17 protein-coding genes and 1 pseudogene are annotated in these 17,558 nt (G+C 68.0%); 10 read left to right on the top strand and 8 right to left on the bottom strand.

All coding sequences use genetic code 11. The features are described 5' to 3' along the window. Positions 1-468: 468 nt before the first annotated feature. The 3 genes and pseudogenes from ACFXHA_RS12100 to ACFXHA_RS12090 all read left to right on the top strand — a co-directional run. Positions 469-942, top strand: a pseudogene (locus tag ACFXHA_RS12100) (regulatory protein RecX); the annotation flags it as partial. Between the two features lie 102 nt (positions 943-1,044). Continuing rightward, positions 1,045-1,599, top strand: coding sequence for a hypothetical protein (locus ACFXHA_RS12095; RefSeq protein ID WP_379356655.1), 555 nt, complete (start codon positions 1,045-1,047; stop codon positions 1,597-1,599). Between the two features lie 23 nt (positions 1,600-1,622). Beyond that, the gene (locus tag ACFXHA_RS12090) at positions 1,623-2,270 is read left to right on the top strand and encodes a hypothetical protein (protein ID WP_379355726.1); all 648 of its coding nucleotides are present in this window, start codon (positions 1,623-1,625) and stop codon (positions 2,268-2,270) included. 147 nt (positions 2,271-2,417) lie between these two features. Here ACFXHA_RS12090 and ACFXHA_RS12085 read toward each other — a convergent pair whose 3' ends face one another. From ACFXHA_RS12085 to ACFXHA_RS12065, 5 genes are all read right to left on the bottom strand, one after another. After that, positions 2,418-2,702, bottom strand: a complete 285-nt coding sequence (locus ACFXHA_RS12085) for a hypothetical protein (protein ID WP_379355724.1) — start codon at positions 2,700-2,702, stop codon at positions 2,418-2,420. Between the two features lie 107 nt (positions 2,703-2,809). Next, positions 2,810-3,754 carry an amino acid ABC transporter permease gene (locus ACFXHA_RS12080; RefSeq protein ID WP_379355722.1) on the bottom strand — a complete coding sequence of 315 codons (945 nt, stop codon included), beginning with the start codon at positions 3,752-3,754 and terminating at the stop codon, positions 2,810-2,812. Then, positions 3,751-4,431 carry an amino acid ABC transporter permease gene (locus tag ACFXHA_RS12075; RefSeq protein ID WP_379355720.1) on the bottom strand — a complete coding sequence of 227 codons (681 nt, stop codon included), beginning with the start codon at positions 4,429-4,431 and terminating at the stop codon, positions 3,751-3,753. The genes ACFXHA_RS12080 and ACFXHA_RS12075 overlap by 4 nt, the downstream gene beginning before the upstream one ends. 79 nt (positions 4,432-4,510) lie before the next feature. Further along, positions 4,511-5,350 (bottom strand): glutamate ABC transporter substrate-binding protein, encoded by an 840-nt coding sequence (locus ACFXHA_RS12070; RefSeq protein WP_379355718.1) that lies wholly within the window; start codon positions 5,348-5,350, stop codon positions 4,511-4,513. Positions 5,351-5,366: 16 nt separating this feature from the next. Continuing rightward, the gene (locus ACFXHA_RS12065; protein ID WP_379356653.1) at positions 5,367-6,095 is read right to left on the bottom strand and encodes an amino acid ABC transporter ATP-binding protein; all 729 of its coding nucleotides are present in this window, start codon (positions 6,093-6,095) and stop codon (positions 5,367-5,369) included. A 216-nt stretch (positions 6,096-6,311) separates the two neighbouring features. On the opposite strand from ACFXHA_RS12065, the gene miaB reads away from it, so the two are divergent. Then, entirely contained in the window at positions 6,312-7,868 is a 1,557-nt protein-coding gene (gene miaB / locus ACFXHA_RS12060; protein ID WP_379356651.1) for a tRNA (N6-isopentenyl adenosine(37)-C2)-methylthiotransferase MiaB, read from the top strand. Positions 7,869-8,190: 322 nt separating this feature from the next. After that, on the top strand, positions 8,191-8,772 hold the full coding sequence (locus ACFXHA_RS12055) for a hypothetical protein (protein ID WP_379356649.1): 582 nt from the start codon (positions 8,191-8,193) through the stop codon (positions 8,770-8,772). Between the two features lie 69 nt (positions 8,773-8,841). Here the strand turns inward: ACFXHA_RS12055 and ACFXHA_RS12050 are convergent, their stop codons facing one another. Beyond that, positions 8,842-10,245 carry an MFS transporter gene (locus ACFXHA_RS12050; protein ID WP_379355716.1) on the bottom strand — a complete coding sequence of 468 codons (1,404 nt, stop codon included), beginning with the start codon at positions 10,243-10,245 and terminating at the stop codon, positions 8,842-8,844. A 200-nt stretch (positions 10,246-10,445) separates the two neighbouring features. On the opposite strand from ACFXHA_RS12050, the gene ACFXHA_RS12045 reads away from it, so the two are divergent. Beyond that, positions 10,446-11,453: a GlxA family transcriptional regulator gene (locus tag ACFXHA_RS12045; protein WP_379355714.1), complete on the top strand. Its 1,008-nt coding sequence runs from the start codon at positions 10,446-10,448 to the stop codon at positions 11,451-11,453. Positions 11,454-11,466: 13 nt separating this feature from the next. Here ACFXHA_RS12045 and ACFXHA_RS12040 read toward each other — a convergent pair whose 3' ends face one another. Further along, positions 11,467-12,261: a phosphatase gene (locus ACFXHA_RS12040; RefSeq protein WP_379355712.1), complete on the bottom strand. Its 795-nt coding sequence runs from the start codon at positions 12,259-12,261 to the stop codon at positions 11,467-11,469. 175 nt (positions 12,262-12,436) lie between these two features. After that, on the bottom strand, positions 12,437-13,906 hold the full coding sequence (locus ACFXHA_RS12035) for a DUF349 domain-containing protein (protein ID WP_379355710.1): 1,470 nt from the start codon (positions 13,904-13,906) through the stop codon (positions 12,437-12,439). A gap of 176 nt (positions 13,907-14,082) precedes the next feature. Here ACFXHA_RS12035 and ACFXHA_RS12030 point away from each other — a divergent pair, with 176 nt between their 5' ends. From ACFXHA_RS12030 to dapF, 4 genes are read left to right on the top strand one after another with little or no spacing between them, the layout of a single operon-like run. Beyond that, the gene (locus ACFXHA_RS12030; RefSeq protein ID WP_379355708.1) at positions 14,083-14,862 is read left to right on the top strand and encodes a hypothetical protein; all 780 of its coding nucleotides are present in this window, start codon (positions 14,083-14,085) and stop codon (positions 14,860-14,862) included. Beyond that, a complete protein-coding gene (miaA, locus tag ACFXHA_RS12025; RefSeq protein WP_379355706.1) occupies positions 14,859-15,809 on the top strand; it encodes a tRNA (adenosine(37)-N6)-dimethylallyltransferase MiaA in 951 nt (316 codons plus the stop codon). The genes ACFXHA_RS12030 and miaA overlap by 4 nt, the downstream gene beginning before the upstream one ends. Positions 15,810-15,811: 2 nt before the next feature. Then, the gene (locus ACFXHA_RS12020) at positions 15,812-16,633 is read left to right on the top strand and encodes a TrmH family RNA methyltransferase (protein ID WP_379355704.1); all 822 of its coding nucleotides are present in this window, start codon (positions 15,812-15,814) and stop codon (positions 16,631-16,633) included. 29 nt (positions 16,634-16,662) lie between these two features. Next, a complete protein-coding gene (gene dapF / locus ACFXHA_RS12015; protein ID WP_379356647.1) occupies positions 16,663-17,556 on the top strand; it encodes a diaminopimelate epimerase in 894 nt (297 codons plus the stop codon). Positions 17,557-17,558 lie beyond the last annotated feature (2 nt).

Raw genomic sequence — 17,558 nt, 5'->3', positions numbered from 1 at the left:
GTGAATCGGCGTGGTCGACAGACCAATCGCACGACAGACCTTCGTCGCGGGCATGACTTGGATTCGGCCGATCGCGAGCCGAGTGCGGTCACGGACGATATCGCTCCGCGCGCTCGCCGCAGCAGTGGCCTGGGCGACGTGAATTCGAAGGTGGTGGGGGACTATTCGGACGAGGGCGGGTTCGACGACGGCGCCACCGAGACCTCACGGCGGGAAACTCGTCGAGGTCGGTATGTGCGGGATGGGGAGGATCGCGCCTCAGTCGGTGAGGGCGTCGAATCCCGGGATAGGGATGGTGTGCGTCGATCGCGCGGTCGCGCCTACGGTGGCGGCGGTCGTAAGTACGGTGGCGACCACCGTTCGCTCGACGAAAACGCTGATGCTGCCGGGGATTCGGGGGAGCGACGAGGTCGTCGGGGTGGGCGGCGGGGGCGGGGTGGGTCGGGGGAGGAGGCGCAGCCCGCCGGGGTGATTGGTGGGGGGACCGAGGCGCAGGCGAAGGAAGTTTGTTTGCGGATGTTGGCGGATCGGGCGCGGAGCCGGGCCGAGATGGCAGACCGGTTGGCGGACAAGGGGTTCGCGGCCGCGGTGGCGAAGCGGGCGCTGGATCGGCTTGCCGAGGTGGGGCTCGTCGATGATGCGGCGTTCGCGCAGCAGTGGGTGCATTCGCGGCACACGTACTCGGGTAAGGGCAAGAAGGTGCTTGCCGAGGAGCTGCGCCGCAAGGGCATCGCCCCGGAGGACGCCGAACCGGCTCTCGAGGCGATCACTCCCGAAGCCGAAGCCGCCCGCGCCGCCGAGCTGGCTCGCCGAAAACTGGCCACTCTCGCCCCGGACCTCGACCGCGACAAGGTAATCAGCCGCCTCGCCGGCCTGCTCGCCCGCCGCGGCTACACCCCCGGCACCGCCTATGCCGTCGCCACCGCCGAACTCGCCGCCGCCGCGGAGCGCCGCCAGAACCCGGCCCAGGACGAGCTGCTCGACGGTGAACACGCATCCGGCCCCGCGCTCTCATCCGGCCGTTCTCGGCAGTCGACCCACGCCGTGAAGCGACGCGAATTCGCCTCTGACGACACCGATTCTGCCGCCGACCTGGTCCGTGCCAAGCTCCGTACCCTCTCCCCGACTCTCGACCGCGACACCGCCACCCGCCGCCTGGTCGGCCTACTCGCCCGCCGCGGCTTCAACGCGGGCATCGCCTACCGCGTGGTGTCGGCGGAACTCGAAGCGGCAGCCGCACTCCGAACAGCCGAGTCTGCCGATCACGACCAACCGCCCTCCGTGCGCACGAACTCATCCCTGACTCGCCGTTCGAGTTCCACTCCCAGTCATGACACCGGTCCAGTCGGTAGTCCCGAGGGCAGCGGTGACAGTCCCGACGGTCGCGATACAGGCGTGGCCGACATCGCGGACGACCACTCCGAGGACGATGAGCAGTCCCGCGCCACCGAGCTGGTCCGCGCCAAACTCCGCACCCTGCCCCAAAATCTGGACCACGCCAAAGCGATGAACCGTCTCGTCGGCCTTCTCGCCCGCCGCGGTTTCTCCCCGTCCATCGCCTACTCCGTGGTGCAGACCGAGCTCGCGGATCGGCGATAGTTGCCCCCTGACAGAATCGGGGGATGACCGAGGAGATCGCCGCCGCACTACGGGGTCTCGCGTCGGCATTCGAACACTATCCGCAGCGCCCGGTCCTGCAACGATGCCCGCATTGCGGTCCGCCGGTGCGGGTAGCGGAGGTCGATCTGTTCTGGTTGAGCCTCAAACTCGGCAATACCGTCGGCGACATTTCGGACGTCAAAGCCTTCCTACCCCTGTTGTTCGAGCGCCTCGTGACCACCGACGAGCTCGACGGCGGCATCGTCCTGGGCAAGCTGGCACAGCAGGATTGGCTGTCGTGGCCGCCACCGGAGCGGCTGGCGGTGGACACGGTCATCGATGCGATATGGCTGGCGCTGCTGTCGGAATTCCCGTCCCGAATAGGCGCTTTCACCGATCCTGCGGATTTCCTCGCGGCTGTCGCGACCGCGACCGTACCCGTGGACGGATTTCTGACGGTCTGGGATTCCACGCACGGCGAGGCCGCCGACCGCCATCTCGCCGAGTTCGTCAACGGCGCCCCGTTCTCCGGCCGCTTGGCCCCCGAGGTACGTGCGTGGATCGGCCGGAAATCGTTGCGGAACAGGTTGTTGCGAGCCTACGAACGCCACCATGAGGATCCGGAATGGTCCGACGCGTTCGCCCGCGCCCACGATCTCGCCTCGCTCTGATTGTCAGCCCTGCTGCGTACACGGTGAGAGGTCTTTCAACGCACGGAGGTAGCGGTGGCGGTAGTAGCGCTGAGCTACCAGGAGTAGGGGAAAGGCCGCTCGCCAGGGTCCGTCGGGTGCTCGCCTGGTCAGGTAGCTGCCGGGGAATCAGTGCAGGACACCGCCTGGCCGGCGGGTGGAGAGGGCTCGGCGGGTGTGGCGGTGGCCGATGGGGCGGCGGGGGCGTGAGGCGGCCATGTGGGCGGCGGGTGCGGCGCCGTCGGGCGGTGTGGTGCGGCGGCTGCCCTCGCGCAGGCGGGCCAGGCCCGCGGCGGCGCGGACTGCGCCGAGGGCGGCGGCGAAGGCGGTGAGGCCGGCGGCCAGTGGGGTGAGGACGGTGATGAGGAAAAGCCCGAAGACGAATTCTCTTCGAGCGCTGTCGTCTTCGTTCATGAAATTCAGTATGCGAGGTGGACATGAGAATTGTCTGCGGGTCGTGCAGCATTCTTGGAATGCCCGGTCCCGGTTCGGGAGTCGCGGCTCCCGAACCGGTCGCGCGGTCACATTGCCTGTGACCCCATCCCGCCGTTGGTTTGGCCCGTCATGACGATGTCCATGCCCGGGGGCGCGGCGACCGTACCCGCGGGCAGCGCGGTCCCGCCGCCCCGCTTGCGGGTGCGCAGCCACTTCTCCACGAAGGTGGCGATCATGGTCAGCGCGTAGTTGAGGGCGATCATGATGACCGCCACCACGATCAGCGAGGGAATCGGATTCTGTTCGGCCGCACCGAGTTGCGTGCCCTTGCGGACGATCTCCAGGTAGGTGATCTGATAACCCAGCGCCGAGTCTTTGAGCGCCACCACCATCTGCGAGATCAATGCGGGCAGCATGGCGGTGATCGCCTGCGGGAGCAGGATGGTGACCATCATCTGCGTCTTGCGCATCCCCAGCGCGATCGCGGCCTCGGATTGTCCCTTGGGTATCGATTTGATGCCCGAGCGCACGATCTCGGCGATGACCGATCCGTTGTAGATGGTCAAGGCCAGTACGACGGCCGCCAGCGCCAGCTGGTCGGAGGGGAAAATATTGTTCTGGGCGAAGAGATTGAACAGGAAGATCATCAGAACCAGCACGGGAATGGCCCGCGAGACTTCCACGATGGCTCCCGCGACCCACCGGACCACTCGATGATCCGACATCCGCAGAATGCCGAACACCATGCCCAGTACCAGCGCCAGCACGATCGACAGCGCCGCCGCCTCCAGCGTGCCGCGCAGACCCGGCAGCAGGTAGGTCTTCCACACTTCGGCGTCGGTGAACGGCTTCCACTTCTCGGAGCTGAATTGCCCCTTGTCGGCGAGCCCTTTGATCACGAACCACGCCGCGACCGCTGCCAGCAGGACCGCGATCACGGAGTAGATGCGATACCGCAGCCGCGCGCGGGGTCCCGGCGCGTCGTAGAGCACAGACGCTGTTGCCGTTCTCGAGAACAGTGTCGCCGTCATCGCGCCACCTCATATCGCTTGGCCAGCCACCCGAAGAACAGGCCGGTCGGCAGGGTCAGGATCACGAACCCGAGCGCGAAGATCGCACCGATGTTCAGCACCGCCGCCTCGTTCTCGTTCATCTCCGCCATGAGCAGCGCGGCTTCACCCACACCGATGGCCGAGGCGATGGTGGAGTTCTTGGTGAGCGCGATGAGCACACTGCCCAGCGGCGCGATCACCGCCCGAAACGCCTGCGGCAGCACCACATAACGCAGATTCTGCCCGAAGGTGAACCCGAGCGACCGCCCCGCCTCCGACTGCCCGAACGGCACCGTATTGATGCCCGAGCGCAGCGATTCGCACACGAAAGCCGCCGTGTAGACGCTCAATCCGATGATGGCGAAGCGAAAGTTGTTCTCCGAGATACTGTCCGGACCCTCCGCCGCGAGCCGCAGCCCCAGCGTCGAGTACAGGCCGATCGAGCAGAACACGATGATCAGCGTCAGCGGCGTATTGCGAATGATGTTGACGTAGAGCGTCCCGATCGCGCGGGCGATCGGAATCGGTGACACCCGCATGGCCGTGATCAGGGTGCCGAGGATCAACGCCCAGAATCCCGAGTACAGCGTGAGTTTGATGGTCACCCAGAACGCATCGAGCAGTTTGGTGTGATAGTTGGAGATCAAGTCGAACACGACTGCCCCATCCCTCCGATCGGAAAACGAAGCGTGCCGGGGGATTTCAGCGGGAAATCACCCCGGCACGCGTCGCGAATCAGTACCGGTCGACCTTCGGCGCATCCGGGACCTGGTAGCCGGTGGAGCCGAATTCCTTCTCCAGCGCCGCCTTCCACGCACCCGAGGAGATCATGGCGTCGATAGCGTCGTTGATCTTGCCGCGCGATTCGGTGTCGCCCTTCTTCACGCCGATGCCGTACTTCTCGACGGTGAACTGGTTGCCGACCACCTTGAGCGCGCCCGGCGACTGCGCCGCGTAACCGCGCAGGATGATGTCGTCGGTGGTGACCGCGTCGACCGCGCCGGACTTCAGCGCCTCCACGCACAGCGAGTAGGTGTCGTAGGTCTGCAGCTGCACCTCGTGCGCGGACACGTACTTGTCCTTGATGTTCTGCGCGGGAGTCGAGCCCTTCACCGAGCACAGCTTCTTGTTGCCGTTGAGCGAATCCGGCCCGGTGATATCGGTATTGTCCGACCGCACCAGCAGCGACTGCCCGGTCAGGAAGTACGGCCCGGCGAAGTCGACCTTCTCCTTGCGCGCATCGGTGATCGAGTAGGTGGCGACGATGAAGTCGACCTGCCCGTTCTGGATCAGCGTCTCGCGCTGCGCCGACGGCGATTCCTTGAAGGTGATGTTCTCCGGCTTCACGCCCATCTTGTCGGCCACGTACTTGGCCACGTCGACGTCGAAGCCGCTGAAGCTGCCGTCCTTGTTCTGCAGCCCCAGACCCGGCTGGTCGTACTTGATGCCGATGGTGAGCTTGCCGTCGGCGGCGTGCTGGGTGGCGGTCTTGTTGCTGCTGCCGCCGCAGGCGGTGACGGTGAGCGCCAGGGCAGCCACTCCGGCGGCGATCCGGATCGCGTGGTTGATCCTCATCGAACGTCCTGTTCTCTCAGTGGGAGAGGATCTTGCCCAGGAAGTCCCTGGCGCGATCCGATTTCGGTGCGGTGAAGAAGGATTCGGGTTCGGTGTCCTCGACGATCTGCCCGTCGGCCATGAACAACACGCGATTGCCCGCGCGCCGCGCGAAGCCCATCTCGTGCGTGACGACCAGCATGGTCATCCCGTCCTTGGCTAGCTGCACCATGACATCGAGGACCTCGGACACCATTTCGGGATCGAGTGCGGAGGTGGGCTCGTCGAAGAGCATCACCTTCGGATCCATGGCCAGCGCCCGCGCGATGGCGACGCGCTGCTGCTGTCCGCCCGAGAGCTGCGCCGGATACTTGTCGGCCTGGTTGGCGATGCCGACCCGGTCGAGCAGTTCCAGCGCCCGGGCGCGCGCCTTGCTCTTGTCGATGCGGCGCACCTTCACGGGTGCGAGCATCACGTTCTCGAGAATGGTCTTGTGCGCGAACAGGTTGAACGACTGGAACACCATGCCCACGTCGGCGCGCAGCTGAGCCAGCGCCTTGCCTTCCGCGGGCAGTGTGACTCCGTCGACGGCGATATCGCCGGAGTCGATGGTTTCGAGCCGGTTGATGGTTCGGCACAGCGTCGACTTGCCGGAGCCCGAGGGTCCCACCACGATCACGACCTGCCCCCGGGGCACCTCGAGATTGATGTCACGCAACACGTGCAGCGAGCCGAAGTGCTTGTCCACATTCCGCATCGAGATCATCGGCGCGGACGTGCTGATGGAATCGGCAGCATCGGTCATGACCAGTGACCCTATCCACACCGTGCCCGATTTGCTCGCCTTTGGTCGGCACATGGGTGTGCCGAGGGAATTCGACATCCTCCCGTAACCCTGGGAACAGCCTGCGGATCGGCTGCGAGATCTGGACGCGTTTTAGGGTCGTTCGAGGTCAGCCATTACCCTGGTTGGGTGAATTCGTTGGCGCAGGTTTCGGCACGTGATGAGGCAGTCCAGGACGATGCGCGGACCTATGAGGTCCGTACCTTCGGCTGCCAGATGAACGTGCACGACTCCGAACGCCTCTCCGGGCTGCTCGAGGATGCCGGATACGTGAAGGCGGACAGCGGGGCGACCGCTGATCTGATCGTCTTCAATACCTGCGCGGTCCGCGAGAACGCCGACAACAAGCTGTACGGCACCCTCGGTCATCTCGCGCCGATCAAGGCCGGGCGGCCGGGGATGCAGATCGCGGTCGGCGGCTGTCTGGCGCAGAAGGATCGCGACACCGTCGTGAAGAAGGCCCCCTGGGTGGACGTGGTGTTCGGCACCCACAACATCGGTTCGCTGCCGGTGCTGCTGGAGCGGGCCCGCCACAATGAGGAAGCCCAGGTCGAGATCATCGAAGCGCTGGAAGCGTTTCCGTCGACGCTGCCCGCCAAGCGCGAGTCCGCCTACGCGGGCTGGGTGTCGATCTCGGTGGGCTGCAACAACACCTGCACCTTCTGCATCGTGCCGGCGCTGCGCGGCAAGGAGGTCGACCGCCGTCCCGGTGACGTGCTCGCCGAGATGCAGGCGCTGGTCGATCAGGGCGTGCTCGAGGTCACACTGCTGGGTCAGAACGTGAACTCCTACGGCGTCTCCTTCGCCGACCCGACCGAGGAACGCGACCGCGGCGCGTTCGCGAAACTGCTGCGCGCCACCGGCACCATCGAGGGCCTCGAACGGGTCCGCTTCACCTCCCCGCACCCGGCCGAATTCACCGACGACGTCATCGAGGCCATGGCCGCGACGCCGAATGTGTGCCCGCAGCTGCACATGCCGCTGCAGTCCGGTTCCGACCGCGTGCTCAAGGCCATGCGCCGCTCCTACCGCAGCGCCAAGTTCCTGGGCATCATCGAGAAGGTGCGCGCGGCCATGCCGCACGCCGCCATCACCACCGACATCATCGTCGGCTTCCCCGGCGAGACCGAGGAGGACTTCCAGGCCACCCTGGATGTGGTGCGGCAGGCCCGATTCACCAGCGCCTTCACCTTCCAGTACTCGATCCGGCCCGGCACGCCCGCCGCGACCATGCCCGATCAGCTGCCCAAGGAGGTCGTGCAGGAGCGCTACGACCGGCTCATCGCACTGCAGGAACAGATTTCCCTCGAGGGCAATCAGGCGCTCCTCGGCACCACGGTCGAGCTGCTGGTCGCCGACGGCGCGGGCAAGAAGAACGACAAGACCGCCCGCATGTCCGGCCGCGCCCGCGACGGCCGCCTGGTGCACTTCCGCCCGACCCCGAACCCGGCCCCCGGCAGCGAGATTCGCCCCGGCGACGTCATCACCGTCGACGTCACCGGCGCGGCCCCGCACTATCTGATCGCCGACGGCGAGGTGCTGACCCACCGCCGCACCCGCGCCGGCGACGCCCACGAGCGCGGCATCACCCCCAAGACCGCCCCCATCGGCGTCGGCCTGGGCCTGCCCAGCATCGGCGCGCCCGTAGTGGTCGAGGCCGCGGCCGCGGGTTGCGGTTCCACCTGCGGCGACTAGCCCCACCCGGACCTGTCCCGTCCTCGCCGCGGGTGAGGACGCCGGGAACGGCGGGGTCGCTGTCAACTACGCAGCGTCATAGGGCAGGATGCCTGGGGTACGTGTGGTGAGAATTCGCCGGTAGCCGGGAACTTTCGACCGCACGCCGCCGACCAATTCAGTACCGCGTGAGCGTGGTGCGTGAGCGAGGACCGCGAGCGGAATGACCGAGCAGCAGCCCACCGGCGCCGGCGAGAATGCCGAGCCGGAGCATCCGGAGAACCCTGCGCAGCCGGAAGAGCAAGCAGCACAGGCAGAACCGACCGAGGCGAACGAGGAGAGCATGAAGGCCGCGGAGAACAATCAGGACTTCGAGCAGTTCCGCGCGGACCTCGAGGCGGTCGAACGCAAGATCGCCGGGGAGATCGACCCGGGCGTGCGCGCCATGGTGGTCGCGGGTGCGGTGTTCGTGCTGCTGGCCTCGCTGGTGCTGCCGCATGCGGGTAAGACCCGCGGCTTCGATGTGCTGCTGTACGACACCGTCGCCCAGGGCGATCACATCGGCTTGCCGTCTCGGCTGTTCGTCTGGTTCGTGGTGATCTTCGGTATCGGTTTCTCCATGCTGGCCCTGATCACCCGCCGCTGGCTGCTGGCCTGGATCGCGGTCGCGGGCTCGGCGATCGGCAGTGTGTTCGGCGTGCTGTCGATCTGGCATCGCCAGACGCCGGGCATCGGCAACTATCACGGTGCCGGACCGGGCATCGGCTTGATCGTCGCCACCATCGCCATCATCGTGCTGACTTTCCACTGGGTCCGTGTCGTGTGGGCCCGCACGAATGTGCACCTGGCCGCCGAGGAGCAGCGCCGCCTGGCCGCCGCGAAGGCCGACGAGCAGCAGCGCCGCCGCTTGTTCGGCGACGACTGAGTTTCTGTGGGAAGGCCCGGCGGCAATCGAATGCGATTGCCGCCGGGCCTTTTTCGTACGCGGGTGCGATCAGGCTGCGCGGTCCGGCCGGTAGGCGAGTCCGGCGGCCATGGCCGCCAGGCCCGCGACCACCATGTAGATCCAGCCCGCCCGGAATTCCGTCATGGTCCGGGTCGCCGCGTCCCCCAGCAGCGCGGTGAGGATGGCGATGCCGAGCGCGGAACTGGTCTGCCGCGCCATCATCAGCGTGCCCGATCCCAGGGAGATCTGGTCGGCGGGCAGCAGCGTCGAGGCCCCGAACAGCGGCGGCTGCAGCAGGGCTGTACTCGCCCCGGCGAGGATTGCGCCCGGAATCATCACCAGCGCATAGGAATCCGAGAAGCTGCTGGCCAACACCCACCAGGCGCAGCCGAGCGCGATGGTCGCCCCGCCCAGCGCCGCCGAGGCGCGGGCCCCGACCAATGCGACGAACCGGCCGGAGAACGGCGACAGCAGCAGGCAGGTGATCGGCATGGCGGCCACCCCGAGACTGGCCCGCAGCGTCGAGTAATGCCATTCCTCGGTCATGAACAGCGTCGCCTCCAGGATCATGGCGGCGAAGGCCAGGTAGTAGCAGAACACGCCGACGGTGGCGGTGCGGAACAGCTTGTGCCGCAATACGATCGGGCTCACTACCGGGTCGGGGTGATGGCGCACGTGCCAGACGAACAGCCCCGTCAGGATGACGGCCGCGAGCAGGCAGCCCAGGGTGGCGGGCGCGGTGAAGCCCCAGTCGGTGGCCTGTACGAACACGGTGGTGAACGCGGCGGTCGCGCCGAGGATGAGGGCCGCGCCGAGCAGATCGAGGCGGCGGTTGGCGCGCTGCTGGATATCGGGCAGGATGCGCAGCCCGAAGACGAAGGCCACCACCGTGAACGGCACATTGAGCAGGAAGATCCACCGCCATCCGGCCTGCAGCAGCAGTCCGCCGATCACCGGTCCGCTGGCTCCGCCCGCCGCGGCGATGGCGGTCCAGATGCCCATGACGGTGGTGTGCTCGCGTTTCGGGAACACCGGCAGCACCAGGCCCAGCCCGGTCGGGATGAGCAGGGCGGCGGCCGCGGCCTGCAGGATGCGGGCGACGATGAGGACCGCCAGGTTGGGGGCGAGGCCGCAGGCGATGGACGCGAGGCCGAAAAGTGCGATGCCGAGCAGGAATCCGCGTTTGCGGCCGGTATCGTCGGCGAACCGACCGGCCGGAACCAGCAGCGCGGCCATCACGATGGTGTAGGCGTTCAACGTCCACGACACCGCGCTGGTGGAGGCGCCTCCGAAGGATTGCTGTAGCGCGGGGAAAGCGACGATGACCGCGAAAAGGTCCAGGATCGCGAGGTATTGGGCGATTCCCGCAATGGCCAGCACCCGCCAGCGGCGCGCGTCGGGAACCGAATCGAGTTGGGGGACCGGGGGAGTGCGTTCGGTCGTCGTGGTCATGTCTTCGACTATCCGAGGGTGCGGCACCCGCCACGAGTGGCAGGAATGCCATACTGCGCTAGATTTCTGACACCACCCGGCGGTAGGTTGGAGTCGACCGTCAGAGCGCAGGTGCTTGCTGGGTGCAGGTGCTTGCTGGTGATAGCGGCGGTGGTTGTCGCACGGAGTGAGGTCGTAGTCGGCGGAGAGAGGTCGCAGTCATGGATTCGAACGGTCCCGGCACGCTTGCCGTCGCAGTCGCGCCCGGCATGCCCATCTTCGAGGTGGCCATTCCGTACCAGGTGTTCTCCGAGCCGCCGCTCGGCGTCGACCCCGGCAACTGGTACGACTTCCGGCTCTGCGGCCCCCGCGACACCCGCCACGCCACCCTGCGGGATCCCTTCGTGGCCTTGACCGACTACGACTACGACGACCTGATCAGCGCCGACACCGTGATCGTCCCGTCCACGCCCAGCGTTCGTGAGGATCCGCCCGCCGACCTCGTGGAGGCCGTCCGCGCCGCCTACGAGCGAGGTGCCCGCGTCGCCTCCCTGTGCACCGGCGCGTTCGTGCTGGCCGCCGCGGGCCTGCTCGACGGCCGCCGCTCGACCACTCATTGGCGACACATCGACGCCCTCCGCACCCGGCATCCCCACCTCGAGATCGACCCCGGCGTCCTCTACATCGACGACGGCCGCATCCTCACCAGCGCGGGCACCACCGCCGGTCTGGACCTGTGTATCCACCTGATCCGCAAGGACCTCGGCGCGCAGGCCGCCAACGCCGCCGCCCGCTACCTGGTCGTCTCCCCGCATCGTGCGGGCGGCCAGGCCCAATACCTGCAGTCCCCGGTCCCCGCCCAGCCCTCGGATTCCGGCCTGTCGCTCACCCTCGATTGGGCGCTCACCAATCTCCAACGCCCCCTGACGGTTTCGGACCTGGCCACCCACGCCAACCTGTCCGACCGCACCTTGGCCCGCCGCTTCCACGCCGAACTCGGTGCCACCCCGCTGCGCTGGCTGCTCACCCAACGCCTGATCCGCGCCCGGGAACTCCTGGAACTCACCGACCTCCCCGTCGACGCGGTAGCCGACCGCTGTGGCCTGGGCAGCCCCGCCAACCTCCGCACCCACTTCAACCGCGAAGTAGGCGTCTCACCGAGCGAATACCGCCGCTCGCACCGCCCGACCCGCCACGAGGTCATCACCGAATCTGCTCAACTGTATTGAGCGCGAAGCGATCTCAGTTCGACGATGCCACGCTGAGAATGTATTCCGCGAGCAGCCCGTACCGTTCGGGTGCGAGGCCGTCGTCGAGCGGGACCGCCACGGCGACGACGCCGATCTCCTCACCGACGAACAGAGCAGGATCGTTGCAATCCGCGAAGCCGATGGCGTCGATCCCCGCCTGCGCCGCACCCCCGCACCAACCGTGGTCGGCGACAACGAGATCCGGTAGGGGCCGCCCGGATCTTCGTAGGGCATCGAGGGCCAGCCGGATCGGCATCGCCGAATGGGTGTGGATCGACCCACCCGCATCCATGAGCGTGCCCACGCCCAGGAAGTAATCGATCACGAGCCGCTTTGCCCCATAACGGGTTTCATCGTCGTACCCGGCTCCCGCGCCCGCCTCTACCACCGTGCCCCCGGCCTTGGCCAGTGCCGCTGCCAACCGCTGATACATCGGCCCGAGCCGCTGCGGGTGCCCGGTCGCGAACAACACCCGCTGGCGCTCCCGCACCGCCTTGTCGAACCGTGCCGCGTACCGATCCAGCGCTGCCACAGTGCGTTCCGGATCGATGGTGTCCACCCCGCGCCGATGATTCCGCCGCGCATCCACCCCGACCCGCCGCACCATCAACTCGAAAATCGCGTCGGCATCCCACTCGGGCCCGATCTCCAGCCCGAATGTATACCCCGGATCCTGCTGTGCCAGCCGCCAATAATGCGCCAGATTGTTCTCCCGAGGGGTAGCGACGCGCCCCGCCATCCCCGTGGCGAGCAGATGCGCAATCAGATCTTCCCGACTCGGTGCCATGCCGCGAGCCTAACCGCGAACGCCCAACCCTGCGGATCGGCCTGTGAGGCCTCGAAATCCGTCACCTATCGGCCCGAATTTCAGGTGCTGGAGGCGGTCGAAGTTCAGCGGTTACGTGAACACCGGCCCGGCCTGCGAGCAGGCCGGGCCGGATTCGTTTCTCCGGGGCTGAGTCTCAGCGCTGGCTGACCGCGCCTTCGGCGGCTTCGGCCCATTCGCGCCACTGCTTGGCCTGTTCCAGAGCCTTTTCGGCGTCCTTGGTCTTGCCTGCGGCCTGGGCCTTGGCGGCCTGTTCCTCGAATTGGGCGACGCGCTCGCGGAATTGGGCGGCGCGGGCCATGGCCTCGGGGTCGCTGCGACGCCATTGAGCGTCGACGGCCTCGCGGACCTTCTTCTCGATGGCGCGCAGGCGCGATTCGAGGTCGTGCATGCGTTCGCGCGGGACCTTGCCCAGGGCGTCCCACTTCTCCTGCAGTTCGCGCAGGCCGTTGCGGGCGGCGTCGAGGTCGGCGTCGGGGTTGATGTGTGCGTAGGCCGCCAGGAGTTGTTCCTTGGCGGAGGCGTTCTCCTCGAACTCGTGATCGCGTTCGGTGGCCGCGGAGTTGCGGGCGGCGAAGAAGATGTCCTGGGCGGCCTTGAAGCGACGCCACAGCTGTTCGTCGGCCTCGCGGGGCGCGCGGCCGGCGGCCTTCCATTCGGTGAGCAGGTCGCGGAAGACGGCGGCGGTGCCGGGCCAGTCGTTCGACCCGGAGAGTTCCTCGGCGCGGACGCAGAGTTCTTCCTTGCGGGTCTTCGCGGTGGCGCGTTCGCGATCGAGTTCGGCGAAGTGGGCCCCGCGCCGGCGGTTGAACGCCTCGCGGGCCTTGGAGAAACGCCGCCACAGCGCGTCGTCGACCTTGCGGTCCACGCCGCGAATGGTCTTCCACTCGTCCAGGATTTCGCGCAGCCGATCCCCGGCGGCCTTCCACTGCGTGGATTCGTTGGCGATCTGCTCGGCCTCGGCGGCCAGGGTTTCTTTGCGCTCGGTTTGCTCGTGCCGACTGCGGTCCTTCTCCTCCTTGGCGTGCGCGGCCGCCTCGTCGGAGTGTTCGATGATGGCCCGCAGCCGGGTGGTCAACCCGTCGAGATCGCCGATGACCGAGGCCGTGGGCAAGGTCTCGGCAAGCGCGGTGGCGGCGGTCTTGGTCTTGCGGGCGTCGGTGCCGGCGGCGAGCCTGGCCTCGAGCAGCGCGACCTCGGTGGCCAGATCGTCGAAGCGACGGCCGAAGTGGGCCAGTCCTTCGGCGGTGTCACCGGCCTGCCAGGACCCGATGACGCGTTCGCCGTCGGCGGTCTTGACCCAGGCGGTGCCGTCCTCGTCGACCCGGCCCCACTGGCTGGGGTCGCTCACGGACGGCACGACCACCGGATGGGGATGCGGATGTGCCGAGCCGGGCGTGGGCTTGACGGCATGAGGTTTGGGGGATTCGGGTTTATTGCGAGGGGCGCCGGGCCGTGGCGCGGCGGCGGCCGCCGGAGACGGCTTGGGGCTCTCGCTGGGGGTGGGGACCGGGGCTGAACTCGGGGAGGGTGCGGCGGCGCCGGGCTTGGGCGTCGGGGTCGACTCCGGGTGGGTAGCCTTCTCGGTTCCGTTGTTCTCGGTCATTGCTCCTCGTCCCTGCCGCGCGTCACGGCTGCCTGGTTACGCCCTAGCTCATTCGTCTAACTGCATCCCATTCAACCAGGCTGAGATGGGAAATGCTGTCTTTGAGCCCGCTTCGGCGGCGCGGCGACCCGGCCGGGGTGGGGCTGGTGAGGTGCGTTAGCGCTACGGTTGACGGCGTGTTCTGTGTTGCGTCGCTGGTTCCCTCACCGCCCGTGCTGGTGCCCGAACTCGAGGGCGCGGCCGGTGCGGCGGCCGATACCGACGTTGCGGCCTTGCGAGCTGCGGTGATACGTGCGGCGGGGGAGTTGGCGGCCCGCGCGTCACGGTGGATCGTGGTCGGCGTGGCGGAGCCGGAGGAAAGCTCCGGCACCACAGAAGCGAACCGGGTGATCGGTTCGGAAGCGGTGGGCACATTCCGGGGATACGGCGTGGATGTGCGCGTCGGTTTGACCGGATCGGTCACCGAAACCGCCCTCGCGGATCCGCTGCTGCCCCTCCCGGCGCTGATCGCGGGCTGGCTGCGCGAGCAGGTCGCGCCGGAAGCGGTCGCGCAAGCCCGCTTGATCTCGGCCGACGCCTCCGCCGCGGACTGCCTGACCTTCGGCCGCCACCTGCGCGCCGAACTGGATGCCGAGCCCGAACCGGTCGCCGTACTGGTGGTCGGCGACGGTGCAGCAACCCTGTCGCTCAAGGCCCCTCGCTACCTCGACGAGCGCGCCGAGGCGGTGCAGGCCGATATCGACCGTGCGCTGAGTGCCGGCGACCGTGCGGCTATCGCCGCCCTGGACACCGGGCTGTGCGGCGAGATCGAGGTCGAGGGCCGTCCCGCCTATCAGGTGCTGGCCGGTCTCTTCGCCGCCGATCCGGTCGATCCGGCGGTCGAAACCCTCTACGCCGCAGCCCCGTTCGGTGTCGCCTACCACGTCAGCGTGTGGCATCCGGGAGTCGCCCGGTGACCCGGCTCAGCCCCTCGGACGGCCCTAGGCCGATCGCAGTTGTCGGCCCGACCGCCACCGGAAAATCCGATCTGGCCCTGGAGCTGGCACAGCGGCTGCACGGCGAGATCGTCAATATCGATGCCATGCAGCTCTACCGCGGCATGGATATCGGCACCGCCAAACTGCCGGTCTCCGAACGGCGCGGCATCTCACATCATCAGCTCGACGTGCTGGATATCACCGAGACCGCCACCGTCGCCTCCTACCAGTCGGCCGCGCGCGCCGATGTGGAGGCGATCATGGCGCGCGGTCACACCCCGGTCATCGTCGGCGGCTCCATGATGTACGTGCAAGCGCTGCTGGACGATTGGGATTTCCCGGCCACCGATCCGGAGATCCGCGCGAAATGGGAGACGGTGCTGGCCGATCGCGGCACGGTCGCCGTGCACGAGGCGCTGAAGCTGGCGGATCCGGTGGCCGCGGCGACGATTCTGCCCACCGACGGCCGTCGCATGGTGCGCGCGCTGGAGGTGGTGGAGCTGACCGGTAAACCGTTCGCCGCCTCCGCGCCCCAGATCGGTGAACCCCGTTGGGGCACGGTCATTATCGGTGTCGATCGTGACACTGCCGAATTGGATGCCCGCATCGAGTTGCGCACCGCGAAGATGTTCGAATCGGGTCTGGTCGAGGAGACCGAGCGGCTCATCGCCCAGGGTCTGAGGCACGGCCAAACTGCCCGGCGCGCCATCGGTTACGCGCAAGTCCTCGATTTCCTGGACAACGAATACGACCTGAACGAAGCTCAGGAGCGCACCTTCATCGGCACCCGACGCTATGTCAGGAGACAGCGTTCGTGGTTCCGCCGAGACCGACGGGTGCGATGGGTGGACGGCGCGGATCCCACCCTGGTGGACACCGCGCTGGCGCTCGTCAACTCCTCCACGATGAGGGACGAACAGGAATAACAGTGACGCGTCGCGAGAACACTCGCACCGCCGCGGTCGCGGAGTGGCAGGCGTATCTGACCACCCGTGCCGCCCGCCTCCGGGACAGCCGATTCCTGGTGCAGGGCATGCGGCCGATCAGCCGCGCCCTCGAAAGCCGTTGGCCGCTGGAGACTCTCGTCTACCGGCTGGGTGGGCCGGAACCGTCGCCGTGGGCGCGGCAGGTGCTCGATTCCAGCGGGGTGCCGAGCGTGGGGCTGGTGCCGGAGGTGATGGCCGGGCTGGCCGAACCCCTCGAAGCGGTGCCGGAACTGGTGGCCGTGGCGGTGACGCGGCGGCCGGAGATCGAGCAGTTCGCGCCGGGTACGCCCGAGGATCCGGCCACCGTGGTGGTCATCGATCGGCCCGCTTCGGCGATCCGGTTGGGCTCGCTGATCCGTTCGGCGGTGGCATTCGGCGCGGGCGGGGTGGTCGTGACCGGTTCCGGCGTCGACCATTACGACCCGCAGAGCGTGCGCGCCTCCGACGGGGCCTTGTTCTCGGTGCCGGTGCTGCGGGTTTCCGGCCCGGCGCAGGTGGCCGCGTTCCGGGATCGGCAGCGGGCGCGCGGTATCGCGACCCGCATCGTCGGCAGTGACGATCACGGTGGCATCGCCCTGGACGAGGCGGAATTCGACGGCGGCACCGTGCTGGTCCTCGGCGACGAGAGCGAATCCCTCGCTCCCGCATGGCAGCAGGTGTGCGACGAACTGGTGTGCATTCCGACCGACGGCACCCTGGGCGCGCCCGCCGCGGCGGCGGTGGCCCTCTACGAAATATCCCGGCAGCGCCGGGCGCTACGGTGAGGACTATGAGCGAGAACGACGCGGCCGACATCGAGTTCAGCAAGGGACACGGCACCCAGAACGATTTCGTGGTGCTGCCCGACCCGGACGCCTGGCTCGAGCTGACCGAGTCGCGGGTCGCGGCGCTGTGTGACCGGCAGCGCGGGCTCGGCGCGGACGGCGTGCTGCGGGTGGCGCGCGCGGGCGCGCTCATCGAGACCGGTGTGCTGAGCGAGCTGCCCGAGGCTGTCAGCGCCGCGGACTGGTTCATGGACTACCGCAATGCGGACGGCTCGATCGCCGAGATGTGCGGCAACGGCGTGCGGGTCTTCGCCCACTACCTGGTCGCGACCGGGCTCGAGCAGCGCACCGAATTCGTCGTCGGGTCCCGTGCCGGGGCACGTCCGGTGATCGTGCATCACGCCGACCCCGTGCACGGCGAGGTGACTGTGGCCATGGGCCGGGTCAAGACGCTCGGCATGTCGACGGCGACCCTCGACGGCCGCGAATTCACCGGCCTCGGAATCGATGTCGGCAACCCGCACCTGGCCTGCGTCACCCCCGACCTGACCCCGCAGGCACTGTCCGCCCTGAACCTCGAACATGCCCCCGGCTTCGACCACACCCTGTTCCCGCACGGCGTGAACCTCGAAATCCTCACCCCGCTGAGCGTCGGCTCCGACGGCGAACGCGGCGTCGACATGCGCGTCTACGAACGCGGTGTAGGCGAAACCCGCTCCTGCGGAACCGGAACCGTGGCAGCCGCCGCAGCCGCCCTGTCCCGTGACGGCTTCGACCTCACCTCCGACACCGGCCACATCAAGGTCCGCATCCCCGGCGGCGTAGTCACCGTCGGCATCGACCACGGCACGGCGACCCTCCGCGGCCCCTCAGAACTCGTCGCCACCGGCCGCATCGCCGCCAAGTGGTGGCAGGACGCCTGACC

The sequence above is a fragment of the Nocardia sp. NPDC059240 genome (assembly GCF_042753865.1).
Classification (GTDB): domain Bacteria; phylum Actinomycetota; class Actinomycetes; order Mycobacteriales; family Mycobacteriaceae; genus Nocardia.
The sequence above is the reverse complement of the archived record's forward strand: the minus strand, read 5'-3'. Positions and strand labels throughout refer to the sequence as shown.

Bases quoted from the DNA above. Each gene is read 5' to 3' on its own strand.
- ACFXHA_RS12090 (WP_379355726.1), top strand. From the start codon at position 1,623: ATGACCGAGGAGATCGCCGCCGCACTACGGGGTCTCGCGTCGGCATTC.
- ACFXHA_RS12085 (WP_379355724.1), bottom strand. From the start codon at position 2,702: ATGAACGAAGACGACAGCGCTCGAAGAGAATTCGTCTTCGGGCTTTTC.
- ACFXHA_RS12080 (WP_379355722.1), bottom strand. From the start codon at position 3,754: ATGACGGCGACACTGTTCTCGAGAACGGCAACAGCGTCTGTGCTCTAC.
- ACFXHA_RS12070 (WP_379355718.1), bottom strand. From the start codon at position 5,350: ATGAGGATCAACCACGCGATCCGGATCGCCGCCGGAGTGGCTGCCCTG.
- ACFXHA_RS12065 (WP_379356653.1), bottom strand. From the start codon at position 6,095: ATGATCTCGATGCGGAATGTGGACAAGCACTTCGGCTCGCTGCACGTG.
- ACFXHA_RS12055 (WP_379356649.1), top strand. From the start codon at position 8,191: ATGAAGGCCGCGGAGAACAATCAGGACTTCGAGCAGTTCCGCGCGGAC.
- ACFXHA_RS12050 (WP_379355716.1), bottom strand. From the start codon at position 10,245: ATGACCACGACGACCGAACGCACTCCCCCGGTCCCCCAACTCGATTCG.
- ACFXHA_RS12045 (WP_379355714.1), top strand. From the start codon at position 10,446: ATGGATTCGAACGGTCCCGGCACGCTTGCCGTCGCAGTCGCGCCCGGC.
- ACFXHA_RS12040 (WP_379355712.1), bottom strand. From the start codon at position 12,261: ATGGCACCGAGTCGGGAAGATCTGATTGCGCATCTGCTCGCCACGGGG.
- ACFXHA_RS12035 (WP_379355710.1), bottom strand. From the start codon at position 13,906: ATGACCGAGAACAACGGAACCGAGAAGGCTACCCACCCGGAGTCGACC.